The organism is Dactylosporangium sp. NPDC049525 (genome assembly GCF_040676755.1).
Lineage (GTDB): Bacteria > Actinomycetota > Actinomycetes > Mycobacteriales > Micromonosporaceae > Dactylosporangium.
Map to the genome: position 1 here is coordinate 42,653 of NZ_JBFAPO010000006.1, position 15,642 is coordinate 58,294.

The following is a 15,642-nucleotide window of genomic DNA, read 5'->3' on the forward strand; positions in this document are numbered from 1 at the left end:
GGATCATCTGCGCGCGCTATTGTTGAACCGTCAACGAGTGAGGGAGCGCGCATGATCCAGGTCGAGGTCTGGTCCGACATCGTCTGCCCGTGGTGCTACATCGGCAAGCGCCGCCTGGAGACGGCCCTGTCCCGGTTCGAGGGTGCCGTCACCGTCGAGTGGCGCAGCTACCAGCTCGACCCGTCGACTCCGGTCGGCGACTCCCGCCCGGTCGGCGAGTCCCTCGCCGCGCGCAAGGGACTGTCCGCGTCGCAGGTCAAGGGCATGTTCGCGCACGTGACGCAGATCGCGGCCGACGAGGGCCTGGCCTACGACTTCGACCGCGCCCGCACCGCCAACACCCTCGACGCCCACCGGCTGCTGCACTTCGCCAAGGCGCACGGCCAGCAGGCGGCGCTGCAGGAGCGGCTCATGCACGCGTACTTCACCGAGGGCGCCGACATCGGCGACCAGGCGGTGCTCGCGGGTCTCGCCGCCGCGGTCGGGCTGGACGAGGTGGCGGCCAAGCAGGCCCTCGCCGACGGCTCGCACGAGGCCGACGTCCGCTCGGACATCGCGACCGCCCGCGCCTACGGCATCAACGGCGTGCCGTTCTTCGTCTTCAACCAGCAGATCGGTGTCTCCGGCGCGCAGCCCGTCGAGGTGTTCGAGCAGGCACTGCGCCAGTCGTCCCTCACCATCGTGGGGTCCCCCGCCGCGGAGGCGTGCGCCGACGACTCCTGCGAGATCTAGCCGCACGTGCACTTGCGGGTGCGGATAGTAGAACGATCGCTGCAACAGTCAAGTGTCGCGTTGACGATGCACGTGCACCGCGGACGTGAATGACTGCGCTCAAGCCGACACAAACGGCCTCGCCGGTTCTACGCTGCATTCATGAGCGCTGACGTGCTGCACGCCTACCGTATGCAGGTCGCCCGCGGGGTGCGCCGGTTGTCGACCGACGATACCGAGCAGGTGACGACGCTGCTGGAGCTGCTCGGCTATACGCAGGAGGGGACCGACGTCGCGGCGCGCATGCGCTCCTGGGTCGACCATCCCGACGGCGGCGCGTTCGTCTGGGACGAGCGTGGCCGCCTCCTGGGCGTCATCGCCGCGCACATCATCCCGTCATTCGAGAAAGACGGGTCGTGGCTGCGGATCGTCGCGCTCGCCGTCGCCGACTCCGCCCGTGGCCGCGGGATCGGCACCAGCCTGGTCGCGGCCGCCGAGACGTTCGGCCTGATGCGCGGCTGCCACAGCGTCGAGGTGACCAGCCTGCGGACCCGCGAGGGCGCGCACGCGTTCTACAAGGCACTCGGATATCAGGACCGCTCGGACGCCGCCGGCCGGTTCCTGCGCCAACTCCCCTGAGATGCCCGATTCGTCCGGTATGTGATTTTGTGCATGGCGGGCGAGATTAGCTCGTTCGGACCCGTTCGATCGTGTTCCCATCCGCCCGGCCGGGCCGCCAGTCCCGGTCGGGTCGCTTGCATTCGGGGACGTTTCGCGGTTCAGCCGGGGTCGTTTCGCGGTTCAGCCGGGGTCGTTTCGCGGGTCAGCCGTGCAGTTTCGTGGCGAGCGACCTGGCGACCTCGACGAGGCCCGTGTCCGCGGACGCCGGCAGCTCGCCGCCGCTCAGGTTGGCGACGGAGAGCACCACGATCAGGTTGCTGACCCGCATCGTGATGATCTGAGGCTGCCCGATCGCCTGCACCCGCTGGCGGATCGCCTGGTCGCCGACGCCGTCGAGGGATTCGGTGCCGGTGCCGCCGACGACGTCGAGGTAGCGGGACGCGAGCTCGGGGCCGCCGACCGTGCCCTTCTTCGACACGACGGTGAAGCCGACGTTGAGCTGGGTCCTGCCGTCCCCGGCCGTGCAGTTGTCGCCGTCGGACTCGACCTTGGCCGCCGGTACCAGTGCGGCAACCGACGACACGTCGAGCACGGCGCAGTCAGGGGCAGCGCGGAACCGCCCCGCGTCGGCGAAGACCCCGAGCGTGTACGCCACGCCCAGCCCCGTCGCACCGAACGCGGCCACGACCGCGAGGACGATCAGGGCAATTCGCCAGAATCGCTGCATCGAGCCATTCTAGGGGCGCGCCTGTCAGGTGCACGTGCGAGCATCTTGTGCGCAGGTTGAAGTCCGGCTTAAGCCCATGGCCCTTGGCCAGCGGGTTCTGATACCACCAATGGCAGTGGAACCACATGAGACAAGATCAACGATGACCGTCCCTCGGCAACAACGCGCGGCCGGCAGCCTTGCCGCCCCAGCGGCACGGCCCGTCGAGCACAACAGCGCCGGACGGTTCCTGCTGCGCACCCTTTTCTGGGGTGGCTTCGCGCTCGCCCTGCTGCCGTGGTGGCTGGGCACCAAGCCCGGCTCGATCGACACGACCGCCGAGATCTTCCAGTCGGCCGGCCGGGTCACCGGGCTGATCGCCGGCTACCTGCTGCTGATGCAGGTCATCCTGATGAGCCGGCTGGCCGTCCTCGAGCGGTGGATCGGGGCCCGGCACCTGGGCCTGTGGCACCGCGAGCTCGGTGGCTCGGTGCTGATCACGATCCTCGCCCACGCGTCGCTGATCACCGTCGGCTATGCCCGCGCGGACCGGGTCGGCTTCGTCAGCGAGGTCGGCACGATCCTGACCGAATACCAGGACATGATCACCGCCTTCCTGGCGGCGGGCATGCTGACGTGCATCGGCCTGCTGAGCATCCGCCGGCTGCGCCGGGCCCTGCCCTACGAGCTGTGGTACTTCCTGCACCTGACCGCATACCTGGCGTTGCTGCTGGGCTTCGCGCACCAGTTCTCCAACGGGCAGGAGCTCTTCAAGCCGGGGCTCGGGCGCACGCTGTGGACGGTCTTCTACGTCGTCATGGTCTGCGCGGTCGTGTGGGGCCGGATCGTGGCGCCGCTGGCGCTGAACCTGCGGCACCGGCTGCGGGTGGCGGACGTGGTCGCCGAAGGCCCCGACATGGTGTCGATCTACATCACCGGCAACCGCCTGCACGACCTGGACGCGCAGGCCGGCCAGTTCTTCCGGTGGCGGTTCCTCACCCGGGGGATGTGGTGGCAGGCGCACCCGTTCTCGCTGTCCGCCGCGCCCAACGGACGCTGGCTCCGGCTCACCGTGAAGACGGTCGGCAGCCACACCAACGCGCTGCGCGACCTGCGACCGGGCGCGCGGATCTTCGTCGAGGGCCCGTGGGGGGACTTCACCGCGAGCCGGCGGGTCAGGTCGCGGACCGTGCTCATCGCGGCCGGCAGCGGCATCGGCCCGATCCGCGCGCTGCTCGAGGAGCTGCCGCCCGGCGCCGTGGTGATCTACCGGGCGTCTGCCGTGCACGACCTGCACCTGCGCGACGAGCTGGAGCACCTCGCGGAGCTGCGACACGCCACGCTGTGGTTCGTCGTCGGTGACCGGCGCGACCCGGGCCCGCGGCGCCTGTTCACCCCGACCGGCATGCGCGAGCTGGTGCCCGACATCACCGAGCGGGACATCTACCTGTGTGGCCCGGACGGTCTGGTCACGCAGTCGCTGCAGGTGCTCCGGCGGCTGCGGGTGCCGCGGCGGCAGATCCACCTCGACCCCTTCGAGTTCTAGAGCCGTGCTCCCGTTTCTGAGAGTTGGTCCTTCGTGAGACGCGCGATGATCGCCCTGCTCGGCACCGCGGCGGGCACCGTCCTGCTGGTGAGCGCCAAGGCCGGTTTCAGCAGCCCGACCGACCGGCCCCTGAACCCACAGGCCGCCGGGGCGACCGGGCCCGTGCCGAGCGGCTCCGTGCCGCCACCGTCCGGCGCCCCCGGGCCGGCGGGGACGATGCCAGCCGGCAACGGCGGGGCGAGCACGGCGACCACCACCACGGCCGCGCCACCCGCGGGCGGTGCCACGAAGACGACGAGCGCGCCGAAGCCGACCACCGCGGCGCCGAAGCCGCCGCGCACCACCATGAAGGACGGCACCTTCGGCGGCAACAGCGTCTACGTCGAATACGGGTCGGTCGAGGTGTCGATCGTCGTGTCCGGCGGCAAGATCACCGACGTCAAGGTGCTGGACTCGCCGAGCGACCACTCGCGGTCCGTGCAGATCAACAAGACCGCACTGCCGAAGCTCAGGTCCGAGGCGCTCTCCGCGCAGAATGCGGACATCGACACGGTCTCCGGGGCCACCTACACCAGCTCCGGCTACAAGCTGTCCCTGCAGTCGGCGATCGACCGCGCGTTCCAGGCGTGACCCGTGCTGGTGCGGGTCGAGCACGTGATGGGGATGGCGGTCAGCCTCGACCTCGCCGACCCCCTGCCGGTGCCGGAGCTGGAACGGCTCGCCGACGAGGTCTTCGCCTGGCTGCGACTGGTCGATGCGACCTTCAGCACCTACAAGGCCGACAGCGAGATCAGCCGGCTCGGCCGTGGCGAGCTGCGGCGGGAGGACTGCTCGCCGATGGTGGGCGAGGTCCTCGACCGGTGCACGTCCCTGTGGGACGAGACGCGGGGCTACTTCGACATCATGGCCGGCGGCAAGCTCGACCCGTCGGGCTACGTCAAGGGATGGGCGGTGCAGCGCGCCTGTGACCGGCTGCTGCTGCTCGGCTCCTCGCACCACTGCCTGAACGCCGGCGGTGACATCTTCGTCCGTGGCGCGGCGCCCGGGCGCTCGGCGTGGCGGGTGGGCGTGCGCCATCCGTGGGAGGCGCTGTCGCTGGCGTGGGTCCTGGAGGTCACCGACATGGCGGTGGCCACGTCTGGCACCTATGAGCGTGGTCTGCACGTCTACGATCCCTTCACCGGTGCGCCCGCTACCGCCCTGCGCTCGGTGACCGTCGTGGGACCGGAGCTCGGCACGGCGGACGCCTACGCCACGGCGGCCCTGGCGATGGGCGAGGCGGGCATCGACTGGCTGGCCCAGCTGCCCGGCCACGAGTGCGCGGTCGTCACCGAGGACGGCCGTGCGATGCGGTCCGACGGTCTGCCTGTGGTCACCGACGGCTGAGGGCTACGTGACGGCGAGGTCCAGATACTCGACCAGGTGCTCGTGGGTCGGCGCGGAGCCGTCGAGGGTGAAGTGCAGGTAGCGCAGCCGCTTGCCGGTCCCCTGCAGCAGCCCGTGCGGGTCTGGCATGTCGGCGCCGTGCTCGAAGCCGACCGACACCGAGTCGGTGCCGGGGAAGATGGCCGCTACGTAGCCCCGGTCGGGATGGTGGAAGCCCAGGCCGGGCCAGCCGCTGTAGACGCGCTCGGTCAGCTCGGGCCGCGCCTCGACGATGACGTCCCGCAGGTGGCGGGCGAGTGCCGCGATGTCCGCGCAGTGCTCGGCGAGAAGTTGCTCGAGGCCCGGGGGCTCGGTCGCTATCATGCCGACACCTCACCACATGGGTACGACAATTCCAGCGGCTTTTCCTACCAGTCGAACTCGGGTCCGCGGGCCTCTCCGCCGGGCAGGATCGCCCTGCCGGTGTAGACCCATTTCTGCAGCACGGCATACCTGTGGCCGTGCTGCGCGGTGATGGCGAACGGCCCGCAGTCATGGTCCGGGGCGAAGTCGGTGAACATCAGTCCGGTGCACTGGTGGGGACCGTCCACGACCTGACCGGAGTCGACGTCGAGGAGGGAGATCGACACGTCCGCCTGGATGCTGGGCAGCGCCTGGGTGTGCCCGACGATGCGGATACCGCTCGCGCTGGTCTGGTGGCACGGCTGCGCCAGCAGCGGATGGCCGAGATCCCAGGTGTACTGATCCGCGCACTGCCAGGCGCCCCACACGATCGCCTCGATCGGACCGGCCGAACGGGACGGCACCCCCGCGCCGAGTCTCGAGCCACCAGGTGTACGGCTGCGGCCCACCGACGGCGATCCGCTCGGCTGCGGCTTCGCGGCCTGACTGTCCACGCTCGGCGACGCCGTGTCCGGACGCTGGGTCGCGGTCTCGGCGCTCGGCCGGTGCGCGACCCGCCAGGCCGGGATGGCGACCACGGCCACCGCCGCGAGCACGACCGCCAGAATTGTCATACGTGAGCGCGACGATGTCGGCGGCCGCGGCTTCGGCAGCGGCGGCTCGAAGGAGGGCAGCTCATGGATCACGGGTTGGGGTGGCAGCGACGGGTCGTCGGCGGTGCGTTTGGCCACGACGCGCAGCGTATGCGCCAGTTCCTTCGCCGATGGGCGGCGGCCTGGACGTTTGTCCATGCAGGCCTCCACGACCCGCCAGACCGACTCCGGCATGCCCTCCACGCGCTGCGGCGACTCGTCGACGTGCCGGCGCAGGATCGCCCAGGCCGGTCCGCCGGCGTAGGGCGGCCGCCCGGTGACGAGCTCGAAGAGCACCACGCCGAGGGCATACACGTCCGCGGACGGGGCCGGCCGCCCGCCGTAGACGGCCTCGGGCGCGATGTAGTTCGCGGTGCCGACGAGCGCGCCCGGCGTGGTCATGCTCGGCGTGTCGAGCACCCTCGCGATGCCGAAGTCGGTGAGCCGGGTGTGCAGCTCGCCGTCGTCGCGGTCGAGCAGGATGTTGTCGGGCTTGAGGTCGCGGTGCACGATGCCGCGCCGGTGCGCGGCCGACAGCGCGTCGGCGACCTGGGCCAGCAGCGTCGCGGCCGTGGCCGGCGCCAGGGTGCCCTGCTCGTGCAGGTGGTCGCGGAGGCTGCCGCCCTCGACGAGGTCCATGACGAGACCGAGCGACGTGCCGACGGTGACCAGGTCACGGACCCGCACGATGTGCGGGTGGCGCAGCATGAGCAGGATCGCGCGCTCCTGGACGAAGCGGCTGACCGCCTTCGGCTCCGCCATGAGGTCTTCGCGCAGCAGCTTGACGGCGACCTCGCCGTCGCCCTGCAGCGCCCGGGCACGCCACACGGTGCCCGTGCCGCCGCCGCCGATCGGCTCGATCAGCTGGTAGGCGTCACCGATGCGGTAGCCGGTGAGGTCCTCGCTGAGCGACCGGAGGCGGTCGTCGGTGTCGTCGCGTGCTTCGGGAGGAGTACGCATCGGGGTATTCGTACAGAATGCAAGATGAAGGTCACAACCATTACCAGGCATTACTCCCCTCAAGGGGGACTCATTGGGCGTCGGAGACCTTCACAGCTGCCGATACATGATATGGAAGTCGACCAACCCGTGCTTCGTGCTGCGGAAACCGTCGGGAATCGTGCCGACGATGATGAAGCCGAGCGAGCGCCACAGCCGCACGGCGACGGTGTTGGTGGAGACGACCGCGTTGAACTGCATCGCGGTGAAGCCGAGCTCGCGGGCCCGGTCGAGGCAGTGCTCGCCGAGCGCGCGACCCAGGCCGCGGCCTCGCGCACGACTCGACACCATGAAGCTGGCGTTCGCCACGTGATCGCCGAGACGCCCCTTGTTGGGGCCCACCTTGTAGGTGCCGAGCACGTCGCCGTCCTCGACCGCCACCCAGATCTCGAAGGGCGGCGGCAGCAGCCAGTGCGACCTCGCGTCCTGCTCGGTGGACGCCGGGTCGTTGTCGTAGCTCTCACCGGCCGCGACGACCTCGTGCCATACGTCCCAGACGCCGTGCCCGCCGCGGTCGCCGTGCCCGTCGCCGGGTTCGCTGCGGTGCTCGTCGGCGGGCTCGCCGCCGCCGTGCCAGTCGGTGTCGACAAAGCGCCTGATCTCCACGCTGTTCATTCAACACGTCAGGTGGCAGGCTCTGCATTCGTGTTCGATGAGTTGAGCGACGCATTCAGCCGGCTGCCCGCACCTCCGCGCGAGGTCGTCATCGCCACCGCCGTGGTCGCCCTGCTGGCGGTCCTGTTGCGACCGGCGTGGCGGGTCATGCGCAACTTCGTGACCATCGCGCACGAGGGCGGGCACGCCCTCGCCGCGGTGCTGAGCGGCCGGCGGCTCTCCGGAATCCGGCTGCACTCCGACACCTCGGGGCTGACGCTGTCGAAGGGCCGGCCCAACGGGCTGGGCATGGTGGTGACCGGGCTGGCCGGCTACATCACGCCGTCGCTGCTGGGTCTCGGCGCGGCCGCGGTCCTCGGCGCCGGCCGCATCACGGTCCTGCTCTGGCTGCTGCTGCTCCTGCTCGCCGCGATGCTCATCATGATCCGCAACGTCTACGGCGTGGTCTCCGTCGTCGCCGCCGGCGCGATCATCTTCGGGGTCTCGTGGTTCGGGTCGCCGCAGGTGCAGGGCGCGTTCGCGTATGCCTTCTCGTGGTTCATGCTGCTCGGCGGGGTCAGGGCCGTGTTCGAGCTGCAGCAGTCGCGCTTCCGCCGTCAGGCACCCAACTCCGACGCCGACCAGATCGGGCGGCTGACGCGCGTGCCGGCGATCATCTTCGTCGCGTTCTTCGTCATCGTGTCGCTGGCGTCGCTGGCGTTCGGCACGCGGCTCATGCTGGGACCGGTGTCAGACCTGATCTCCGGCTGAGCACCGCCGCGCCGACCCGGTGCGCCTCCTCGAGGTGGGGCCAGCCGGACAGGATGAACTCGTCCACGCCCTCGTATTCGGCCAGGCGCTGCCGGATCTCCGCGGGGCTGCCCACCAGCGCGGTGCCGGCACCCTCGCGGACCAGCCCGACGCCGGCCCACAGGTTGGGTGCGATGACGAGCCCGTCGGTCGTGCCCGCGTTGAGCGCCGTCATCCGGGCCTGCCCGACGGAGTCCATCCTGGCGAACCTCGCCTGCGCCGCCGCGATCCGCGCCGGGTCCATGCCGCGCAGCAGCCGGTCGGCCTCAGCCCACGCCTGGTCGGCGTCGTCGCGGACGATGACGTGCACCCGCAGCCCGAAGCGCAGCGTCCGGCCGTGCGCGGCGGCCTTGGCCCGCATCCGCGCGACCCGCTCCGCGATCGCGGCCGGCGGCTCACCCCACATCAGGTAGACGTCGGCATGCTGGGCGGCCACGTCCTCCGCAGCCGGTGACGCGCCGCCGAAGTAGATCGGCGGGACGTCGGCGAGCGGCGTACCCAGGCCGCCACATTCGATGTGGTAGTAGTCGCCGTGGAAGTCGAACCGCTCACCCTTCCACGTGTTGCGCAGCACCTGCAGATACTCCGCGGTGCGCGCGTAGCGGCCGTCGTGCTCGACGAAGTCGCCGTACGCCCGCTGCTCCTGCTGGTCACCGCCGGTGACGACGTTCAGGGCGAGCCGGCCGCCGGAGATCCACTGGAACGCCTCCGCCTGCTGGGCGAGCAGCGTCGGCAGCGTGAACCCGGCCCGGAACGCGACGAGCATCCGCAACGTGGTCGTGTGCTGGGCGATTGCGGTACACATGACGAGCGGGTCCAGGCAGCCCGCGCCGACCGGGGTCAGCACCGAGGCGAACCCGGCCTCCTCCGCCGCCCGGGCCACCTCCGACAGGTACGCGACGGTGGGCGTCCGGACGTGCGTGGCGGCACCCGCGGCGACGGTCGCCGCACCGACCTGATCGCCGTCACCCGTCGTCGGCAGGAACCAGTGGAACGTCGTCATGCCGCCACCTTACCTACTTAAACGGTGTGTTTCACAGGTTGTCCTCCGAGACTGGGAAATGCGGCTCCGATCGATTAGAATGTGTGTACGAAAGTCGCTCTTGAGCTGGGGTTCTTGAGCCGGTTTCGTTGGCTGGGAGGAGAGCGCAAGTGACCGTGTCCACCGTCACCCCGGGGTCCGTTCCGTATGCGACCCTGTTGAGTTTCACGCGCTATGTCGGCCGCACCGGCCCGCGCAAGGCGAGCTTCGTGGGCGGCCTGCGCCGCCAGCGAGAGTCGGGCTCCGGCTTCAACCCACACGGCCAACTGGTCAAGGCACTGAAGGCGGACATCCGGTTCCGGACCGGCGGCACCTATCTCAACGCGGTCGTCGATCAGGTCAACTCGCGGTGGCGCCCGCTGTATGAGTCGGTCGTCCCCGGCGCACTGCGCTACGTCGAGTCCCTCGGCGACCTGTCCCAGGTGGAGATCGCCCCGACCCGCGACGCCCTCGGCATGCTGGGCAGCCTTCCCGTCAAGATCAACCCGCATTTCGGCCTGCGGTATGCGGACGGCCACGGCGAGGCGGTCCGCCTGCACTTCGACGAGGACCCGCCACAGAGCGAGGCGGCGGTCGCCACCCTGCACCTGATGACCCGCCACATGGATCTCGTCCTGCCGAACGCCACCCCCGTCCTCGTCGACCTCCGCCGCGGCGACGCCCTGCGCCCGGACCCCGCCCTCAAGCAGGGCGAGGTCGAACGCTGGCTCGCCGGCGAGGCCGCCGCGTTCGCCGCGATGTGGGGCAGCACCGCCTGACCGACCCGCCCCGCTAACCCTGGCCGGGCGAGGCACGCCACTCCCTCTCTGGCGCGCCTCGCCCGCCGGCACGCCCGCCCGCCGGCACTGCCGCCCGCCGGCTGGCGGGCGGACTGCCGCGTCCGCCCACCGCCGCACTTTGACCGCCCGGCCATCGCGGCGCTTGGGCCGCCGCCACTCAGGCCACTGCGGCGCATGGGCCCGCCGTATTCAGGCCACTACGGCGGCGCTCCGGGCCGACGACCATCAACTCGGCCAGAAAGCCGATGTCCGGCACCGCAGCCGCCCGCCGCCACACCTGGGCGCCTCGCCGGCGTTCCCGAGGATCGCCTCGACGCCCGCCGCGTGCAGCGCCCCGGCCACGGCCGGCCGACATGCAGCAGCCCGGCCAGAACGGTGCCCAGCACCGTAGCCGCGCACTGCCACGCCGCACCGCGCTGACCCGCCGCACCAAGCCGCCGCTGCCGCCCACCGCTGCGCCGGCGACCGCCGCACTTGGGCCGCCGCACCTGGGCCGCCGCACCTGGGCCGCCCCGGCCGCGTTCCGAGGATCACCTCGATGCCGGCCGCGTGCAGCGCCCCGACCACGGCTGGCGACCATCAGCCCCAGCCAGAAACGGTGCCCAGCGCCACAGTGGCCCACCGCCATGCCGCACCGTGCTCAGCCGCCGTCTGCCCGCCGCACCCAGCCGCAGCTGCGCCGCGCCTGCCAGCCGCTATCAGCTTGGCCAGAAACCGGTGCCCGGCGCCACAGCCGCTCATTGCCACACCCGGCCACCACCGCATTTGGGCCGCCGTGCCTGGACCACCGCGCCTGGACCGCCGCGCCGCGTTCCCGAGGATCACCTCGATGCCAGCCGCATGCAGCGCCCTGACTACGGTTGGCGACCATCAGCTCAGCCAGAAGCGGTGCCCAGCGCCGCAGGTGTCCACCGCCACGCCGCACCGCGCTGACCCGCCGCACGCAGCCACCGCCGCACTCAGCCACCGCCGCGCCGCGCCCGCCGCACCTGGGCGCCCCGCCAGCCAGCCGCTATCAGCTCGGCCAGAAACCGGTGCCCGGCGCCACAGCCTCCCGACGCCGCAGCCCCCCACCGCCATGCCCGGCCACCACCGCATCTGAGCCGCCGCACCTGGGCCGCCCCGGCCGGGTTCCCGAGGATCACCTCGATGCCGACCGCGTGCAGCGTCCTGACCACGGCCGGCGACCATCAGTCCAGCCAGAAGCGGTGCCCAGCGCCGCAGGTGTCCACCGCCACGCCGCACCGCGCTCACCCATCGCACCCCGCCGCAGCCCGCCCGCCGCGCCCAGCCGCCACCCACCGCACCCAGCCGCCGCCCCCGTCCGCCAGCCGCTGTCAGTGCTGAGACGGCGGCGGCTTTGACGTTCGAACGGCTCGTGTGCGGGATCTGCGCCCAATGTCCGTCCTTGCCTGCGCCGCCATGTGGACGCGGGCCACATCCCATGATTGAAGCTGCGGACCGGGCGCTCGAACGACGATCAAAAGGACCGGCGGGGCGGGGTCAGGCGGGGGTGGGCACGGACGGTTCGGGGGTGCAGAGCGGGGGGATCTCGGTCGCTGGCAGGGGGCGGGCGAAGTGGAAGCCCTGGGCGAGGTGGTACCCGAGTTCCAGCAACCGCGAAGCCTGCTCCGCCGTCTCGACGCCCTCAGCCACCGCCTCCAGTCGCAGGGCCTGGGCGATCTCGCTGATCGAGGTGGCGATCGCCTCCTGCTCGACGGTGCCCGTGACGCCGTCGACGAAGGACTTGTCGACCTTGAGGACGTCGACGGGGCAGGTGCGCAGGAGGCCGAGTGAGGAGTGGCCGGTGCCGAAGTCGTCGAGGGCGATCTTCACGCCGAGGGCGTGCAGGGCGCGGACGGTGTCCAGGGCGCGGCCGCCGCCGAAGACGGCGGTCTCGGTGATCTCGATGGTGAGGCGGGTGGGGTCGAGGCCGGTGTCGGCGAGGGTGTCGGCGACCGTGGTGACGAAGGCCGGTTCGAGCAGCTGGCGGGCGGAGGCGTTGACGCTGATTTTCCAGGGGGCACGGGCACCGAGTTCGAGGGTCCAGCGTGCGCCCTGCAGGCATGCCTGGCGCAGGACCCAGGCGCCGATGGCCACGATGAGGCCGGTGCGTTCGGCGACGGGAATGAACGTGACGGGTGAGACGAGGCCTCGGGTGGGGTGGCGCCAGCGGAGGAGGGCCTCGACGCCGCTGACGTCGCCGTCGGGGAGGCCGACGATGGGCTGGTAGAGCACGTACAGCTCGTCGCGGTCGAGGGCCTGGCTGAGTTCGGCGGCGATCTGGGCGTGCTCGACCGCGTGGGCGTCCAGCTCCGGGCCGTATTCGACCCAGCGGCTCTTGCCGAGCTCCTTCGCCGCGTACATGGCCATGTCGGCGCGGCGGAGCAGGTCGCTGGCGTCGCAGTCGGCGGTGTACCGGGCGACGCCGATGCTCGCCTGGATGAGCAGCTCGTACCCGGCGGCGCGGACCGGGGCGGCGAGGGCGTCGATGAACGTCTCGGCGATGCGGGCGCTCTCGGCGGCGGTGGCGTCGGGCAGGAGGACCGCGAACTCGTCGCCGCCGAGACGGGCGACGGTGTCGCCGGGGCGGACGCTGGCCCGCAGGCGCTCGCTGACCTCGACGAGGAGGGCGTCGCCAACGGCGTGGCCGAGCCGGTCGTTGATGGCCTTGAAGTCGTCGAGGTCGACGAGCGCAAGGGCGAGCCCACCCCGGCCGGACCCCACCGGAACGCCACCGTCGCCAGCGCCACTAAAGCCACCAAAGCCACCGCCGACGGGCGGGGGCGACTGCGCGACCCGGACCGCATGGGTGGTGGCGGCGTGGAACAAGGCCCGGTTCGCCAGACCCGTGAGCGCGTCATGCGAGGCCTGGTAGCTGAGCTGGTCCTGATACCGGCGGGCCTCGGTGACGTCGCGGGCGTTGGTGACCATGCCCCGGACGCTGGGATCGTGCAGGAGGTTGCTGCTGACCACCTCGAGCCAGCGCCAGTCGCCGTCCGCGTGGCGCAACCGCAGCTGGAGGGTCACCGTGCCGGCGGGCGCGGGCCTCGACCGGCGGGCCTCGGCCAGGTCGTCGGGGTGGATCCGGTCGCTGACGGTCGCGCCCAGGAGGTCCTCGGCGGCGAGGCCCAGGAACCGCAGCAGGCTCGGGCTCGCATAGGTGACCCGCCCCGCGGCGTCGGTGATGGCGAAGATGTCCGCGGAGTTCTGCACGAGGGAGCGGAAGCGGCGCTCGTGCCGGCGCAGCTCCAGCAGGCTGGCGTCGACGCGGGCCAGCAGGCTGGTGTTCTCGAAGAAGGAGACCAGCTGCCGCGCGACGACCAGCAGCGTGAGCACGACGGAGCCGGCGACGAGGACCCGGGTGTCACGCTGGTCGGGGCTGATGCCGGCCAGGACGAAGCCGTCGGCGACGATGACCGCCGCATACGGCAGCAGGCTGAACGGGCGGGACGGCGCGCGAGGGGCGGCCAGCGACGCCGGGGTGGCGTGGCGCTGCACGAGGGCGGCGAGGGTGACGCCGGCGGCGCAGATCGGGATCGACAGGTGGCAGTCGTTGAGGTACGGCCGGGCCTCCAGCAGCGGCGCGACCGCACCGAGGGCGGCGCCGACGATGACGGTGCCGCCGAGGACCCACAGCGCGGCGCGGTCGAGCCCGCCGGTGCCGGCCAGGGCGACCTTGGCGACGGCCAGGAGACCCGCGAAGAGCAGCACCACCACGCCGAAGATGGCCCACGCGGTGCCGGTGACCCGGGCCAGCTCGACCGAGCCGCGAGCGGCGAAGAACCAGGTCATGAGGCTTACGGCGCAGACCACGACGGCGAGGTCGAGCCCGAACGTGATCAACCGGCGGCGCACCGGCAGCCGCAGCAGGGCCCAGACGAGGACCAGGACGGCACCCAGGTACAGCGTCATCGTGACACCGCCGGAGCGCTGCGTCGGCGCGTCCGGGCCGGCCAGGCTGTCCAGGGCGCTGCTGAGGACGCCGGCGAGCAGGATGAGCATGATGACGCCGAGGTGGCGCCAGAAGCGGCCGGCGGGGCCGGCGAGGCGGGCGGTGCGGAAGCACACGGCGGCGGCCAGGCCGGCGCTGAGCGGCACGGGAATCCAGCCGATCGCGGGGTGGCCGAGCACCTGCGGCCACTGCGCGAGGAGCCAGCCGACGCTCAGCACCGCGAGTGCCACGGCGCCGCGCAGCGCCGGGTGCGACCGCACCGACCGCACATCGACTGACATTGACAGGGCCTCCACCCGCTGGGACGTGCTGGACATTCGGCGGGGCGGTGCCAGTTCTGAGAAATTCCAGAAGAATGTGCGAATTGCGCGATCCTCAGATACCGCGAAGCGCCTTGATCACTGGGTAGCCGAACGGTCACACATCGACGGCCCCCAGTGCTAGGTTGACCGCAGCGTGCTTCCTCATCCTTGCGCTGCGTAGCGGCCTCGCCGAGAGAAGGGAACTCGATGACCGAGGGCCGGCACCACAGACGTCGCAATGACGACCACACGGAGGACGGGATCTACTTCCCGCCGCCGCGTGAGGTGCCACGCTCCCGGACAGCACCGCAGGTCCAGCCGGTCGCCCCATCCCCCTGGGCACCGACCGCGCCGGACCGACCGGCACCGCAGATCCCACCGGCCCCTCCGCCGACGGCGTCACCACCCACTCGCGAGCCATCCCCCCGGCAGCAGGGCGGCGACGCACATCCCGCGGAGGCACCGGTCTACTACGCGCGCGCGTCCAACTGGACCGTCCGCCCCTCCCCCTGGGCGACGGTCGAGGACGACGGGTTCGCCGATGAGGACACGTTCGCACCGGCGGGGGCCGAGCCCCCGCCTCCGCCGGTGCGAGAACCGCGGAAAAGCACAAAAGCCAAAAAAGCGGCCACGGTACGGACTGAGCCGCCGCTCGACGAGCAGCCCCCACCGCGGGAGCCGCTCACGCAGGACCGCCAGCCGCCCGTACCGGAGCGGCAACCGGCAACACGGCAACCGGCGGCGCCGCAGCAGCGGGTGCCGCCCACCCGGCTGCCAACGGTCCCCGCGGCCGTGCCCGCCCGGCTGCCCACCCAGCCGCCCGCCCAGCCGTCCTCGGTGAGCAGCGCAACCGCCTGGTGGATCGCGGTCGGCGTGATCGTCGTCGCCCTCGCGGTGGCCGCCGGCGTCCTCGTCGGACTCAACCTCGCCCAGCGCGGCGCCCCGGACGGCGCCGCCGGGACGACCCGCGGCGGCCACGCGGCGCCGCGGCTGCACCGGTAGTCCTGCCAGCGCGATGGCCAAGATCTTCCTGGCCATCGCACGCCCCCAGCGGAAATCCCCAGGCTGAAATCACGGGGCTGAAGTCACTAGGTGCATTCGCCGCGAATCGGGTAGAGACGCCGCGTTGCCATCTGGACGCGATTTGGGGGAAGAGT

General features: G+C 71.7%; 14 protein-coding genes. 8 read left to right on the plus strand and 6 right to left on the minus strand.

Features of this window, described 5'->3' with window-relative positions; genetic code table 11:
- The first annotated feature begins 51 nt into the window (after positions 1 to 51).
- Positions 52 to 732 (plus strand): DsbA family oxidoreductase, encoded by a 681-nt coding sequence (locus AB0K00_RS12110; RefSeq protein WP_363519123.1) that lies wholly within the window; start codon positions 52 to 54, stop codon positions 730 to 732.
- 141 nt (positions 733 to 873) lie between these two features.
- Entirely contained in the window at positions 874 to 1,350 is a 477-nt protein-coding gene (locus AB0K00_RS12115; RefSeq protein ID WP_363519126.1) for a GNAT family N-acetyltransferase, read from the plus strand.
- Positions 1,351 to 1,534: 184 nt separating this feature from the next.
- On the opposite strand, the gene AB0K00_RS12120 is transcribed toward AB0K00_RS12115, so the two are convergent.
- Entirely contained in the window at positions 1,535 to 2,059 is a 525-nt protein-coding gene (locus AB0K00_RS12120) for a hypothetical protein (protein WP_363519129.1), read from the minus strand.
- A gap of 142 nt (positions 2,060 to 2,201) precedes the next feature.
- On the opposite strand from AB0K00_RS12120, the gene AB0K00_RS12125 reads away from it, so the two are divergent.
- Genes AB0K00_RS12125 through AB0K00_RS12135 form a run of 3 tightly spaced genes read left to right on the plus strand, consistent with a single transcriptional unit; the run spans position 2,202 to position 4,970 of the window.
- Complete coding sequence (locus AB0K00_RS12125) at positions 2,202 to 3,584, plus strand: ferredoxin reductase family protein (RefSeq protein WP_363519132.1); 1,383 nt, start codon at positions 2,202 to 2,204, stop codon at positions 3,582 to 3,584.
- Positions 3,585 to 3,617: 33 nt separating this feature from the next.
- A complete protein-coding gene (locus AB0K00_RS12130; protein ID WP_363519134.1) occupies positions 3,618 to 4,214 on the plus strand; it encodes an FMN-binding protein in 597 nt (198 codons plus the stop codon).
- 27 nt (positions 4,215 to 4,241) lie between these two features.
- Entirely contained in the window at positions 4,242 to 4,970 is a 729-nt protein-coding gene (locus AB0K00_RS12135; RefSeq protein ID WP_363519663.1) for an FAD:protein FMN transferase, read from the plus strand.
- 3 nt (positions 4,971 to 4,973) lie between these two features.
- On the opposite strand, the gene AB0K00_RS12140 is transcribed toward AB0K00_RS12135, so the two are convergent.
- From AB0K00_RS12140 to AB0K00_RS12150, 3 genes are all read right to left on the minus strand, one after another.
- Entirely contained in the window at positions 4,974 to 5,333 is a 360-nt protein-coding gene (locus AB0K00_RS12140) for a DUF1801 domain-containing protein (RefSeq protein ID WP_363519137.1), read from the minus strand.
- 44 nt (positions 5,334 to 5,377) lie between these two features.
- Positions 5,378 to 6,964, minus strand: a complete 1,587-nt coding sequence (locus AB0K00_RS12145) for a serine/threonine-protein kinase (RefSeq protein WP_363519140.1) — start codon at positions 6,962 to 6,964, stop codon at positions 5,378 to 5,380.
- Positions 6,965 to 7,054: 90 nt separating this feature from the next.
- Positions 7,055 to 7,609, minus strand: coding sequence for a GNAT family N-acetyltransferase (locus AB0K00_RS12150; protein ID WP_363519143.1), 555 nt, complete (start codon positions 7,607 to 7,609; stop codon positions 7,055 to 7,057).
- Between the two features lie 39 nt (positions 7,610 to 7,648).
- On the opposite strand from AB0K00_RS12150, the gene AB0K00_RS12155 reads away from it, so the two are divergent.
- Entirely contained in the window at positions 7,649 to 8,368 is a 720-nt protein-coding gene (locus tag AB0K00_RS12155) for a M50 family metallopeptidase (protein ID WP_363519146.1), read from the plus strand.
- Here the strand turns inward: AB0K00_RS12155 and AB0K00_RS12160 are convergent.
- The gene (locus AB0K00_RS12160; RefSeq protein WP_363519149.1) at positions 8,331 to 9,410 is read right to left on the minus strand and encodes an LLM class flavin-dependent oxidoreductase; all 1,080 of its coding nucleotides are present in this window, start codon (positions 9,408 to 9,410) and stop codon (positions 8,331 to 8,333) included. The two genes, AB0K00_RS12155 and AB0K00_RS12160, sit on opposite strands and share 38 nt — an antisense overlap.
- A gap of 149 nt (positions 9,411 to 9,559) precedes the next feature.
- On the opposite strand from AB0K00_RS12160, the gene AB0K00_RS12165 reads away from it, so the two are divergent.
- On the plus strand, positions 9,560 to 10,207 hold the full coding sequence (locus tag AB0K00_RS12165) for a hypothetical protein (RefSeq protein WP_363519152.1): 648 nt from the start codon (positions 9,560 to 9,562) through the stop codon (positions 10,205 to 10,207).
- Between the two features lie 1,524 nt (positions 10,208 to 11,731).
- On the opposite strand, the gene AB0K00_RS12170 is transcribed toward AB0K00_RS12165, so the two are convergent.
- A complete protein-coding gene (locus AB0K00_RS12170) occupies positions 11,732 to 14,464 on the minus strand; it encodes an EAL domain-containing protein (RefSeq protein WP_363519155.1) in 2,733 nt (910 codons plus the stop codon).
- Between the two features lie 777 nt (positions 14,465 to 15,241).
- Between AB0K00_RS12170 and AB0K00_RS12175 the strand changes: the two genes are divergently transcribed.
- Positions 15,242 to 15,487, plus strand: a complete 246-nt coding sequence (locus AB0K00_RS12175) for a hypothetical protein (protein ID WP_363519158.1) — start codon at positions 15,242 to 15,244, stop codon at positions 15,485 to 15,487.
- The last annotated feature ends 155 nt before the right edge of the window (positions 15,488 to 15,642 follow it).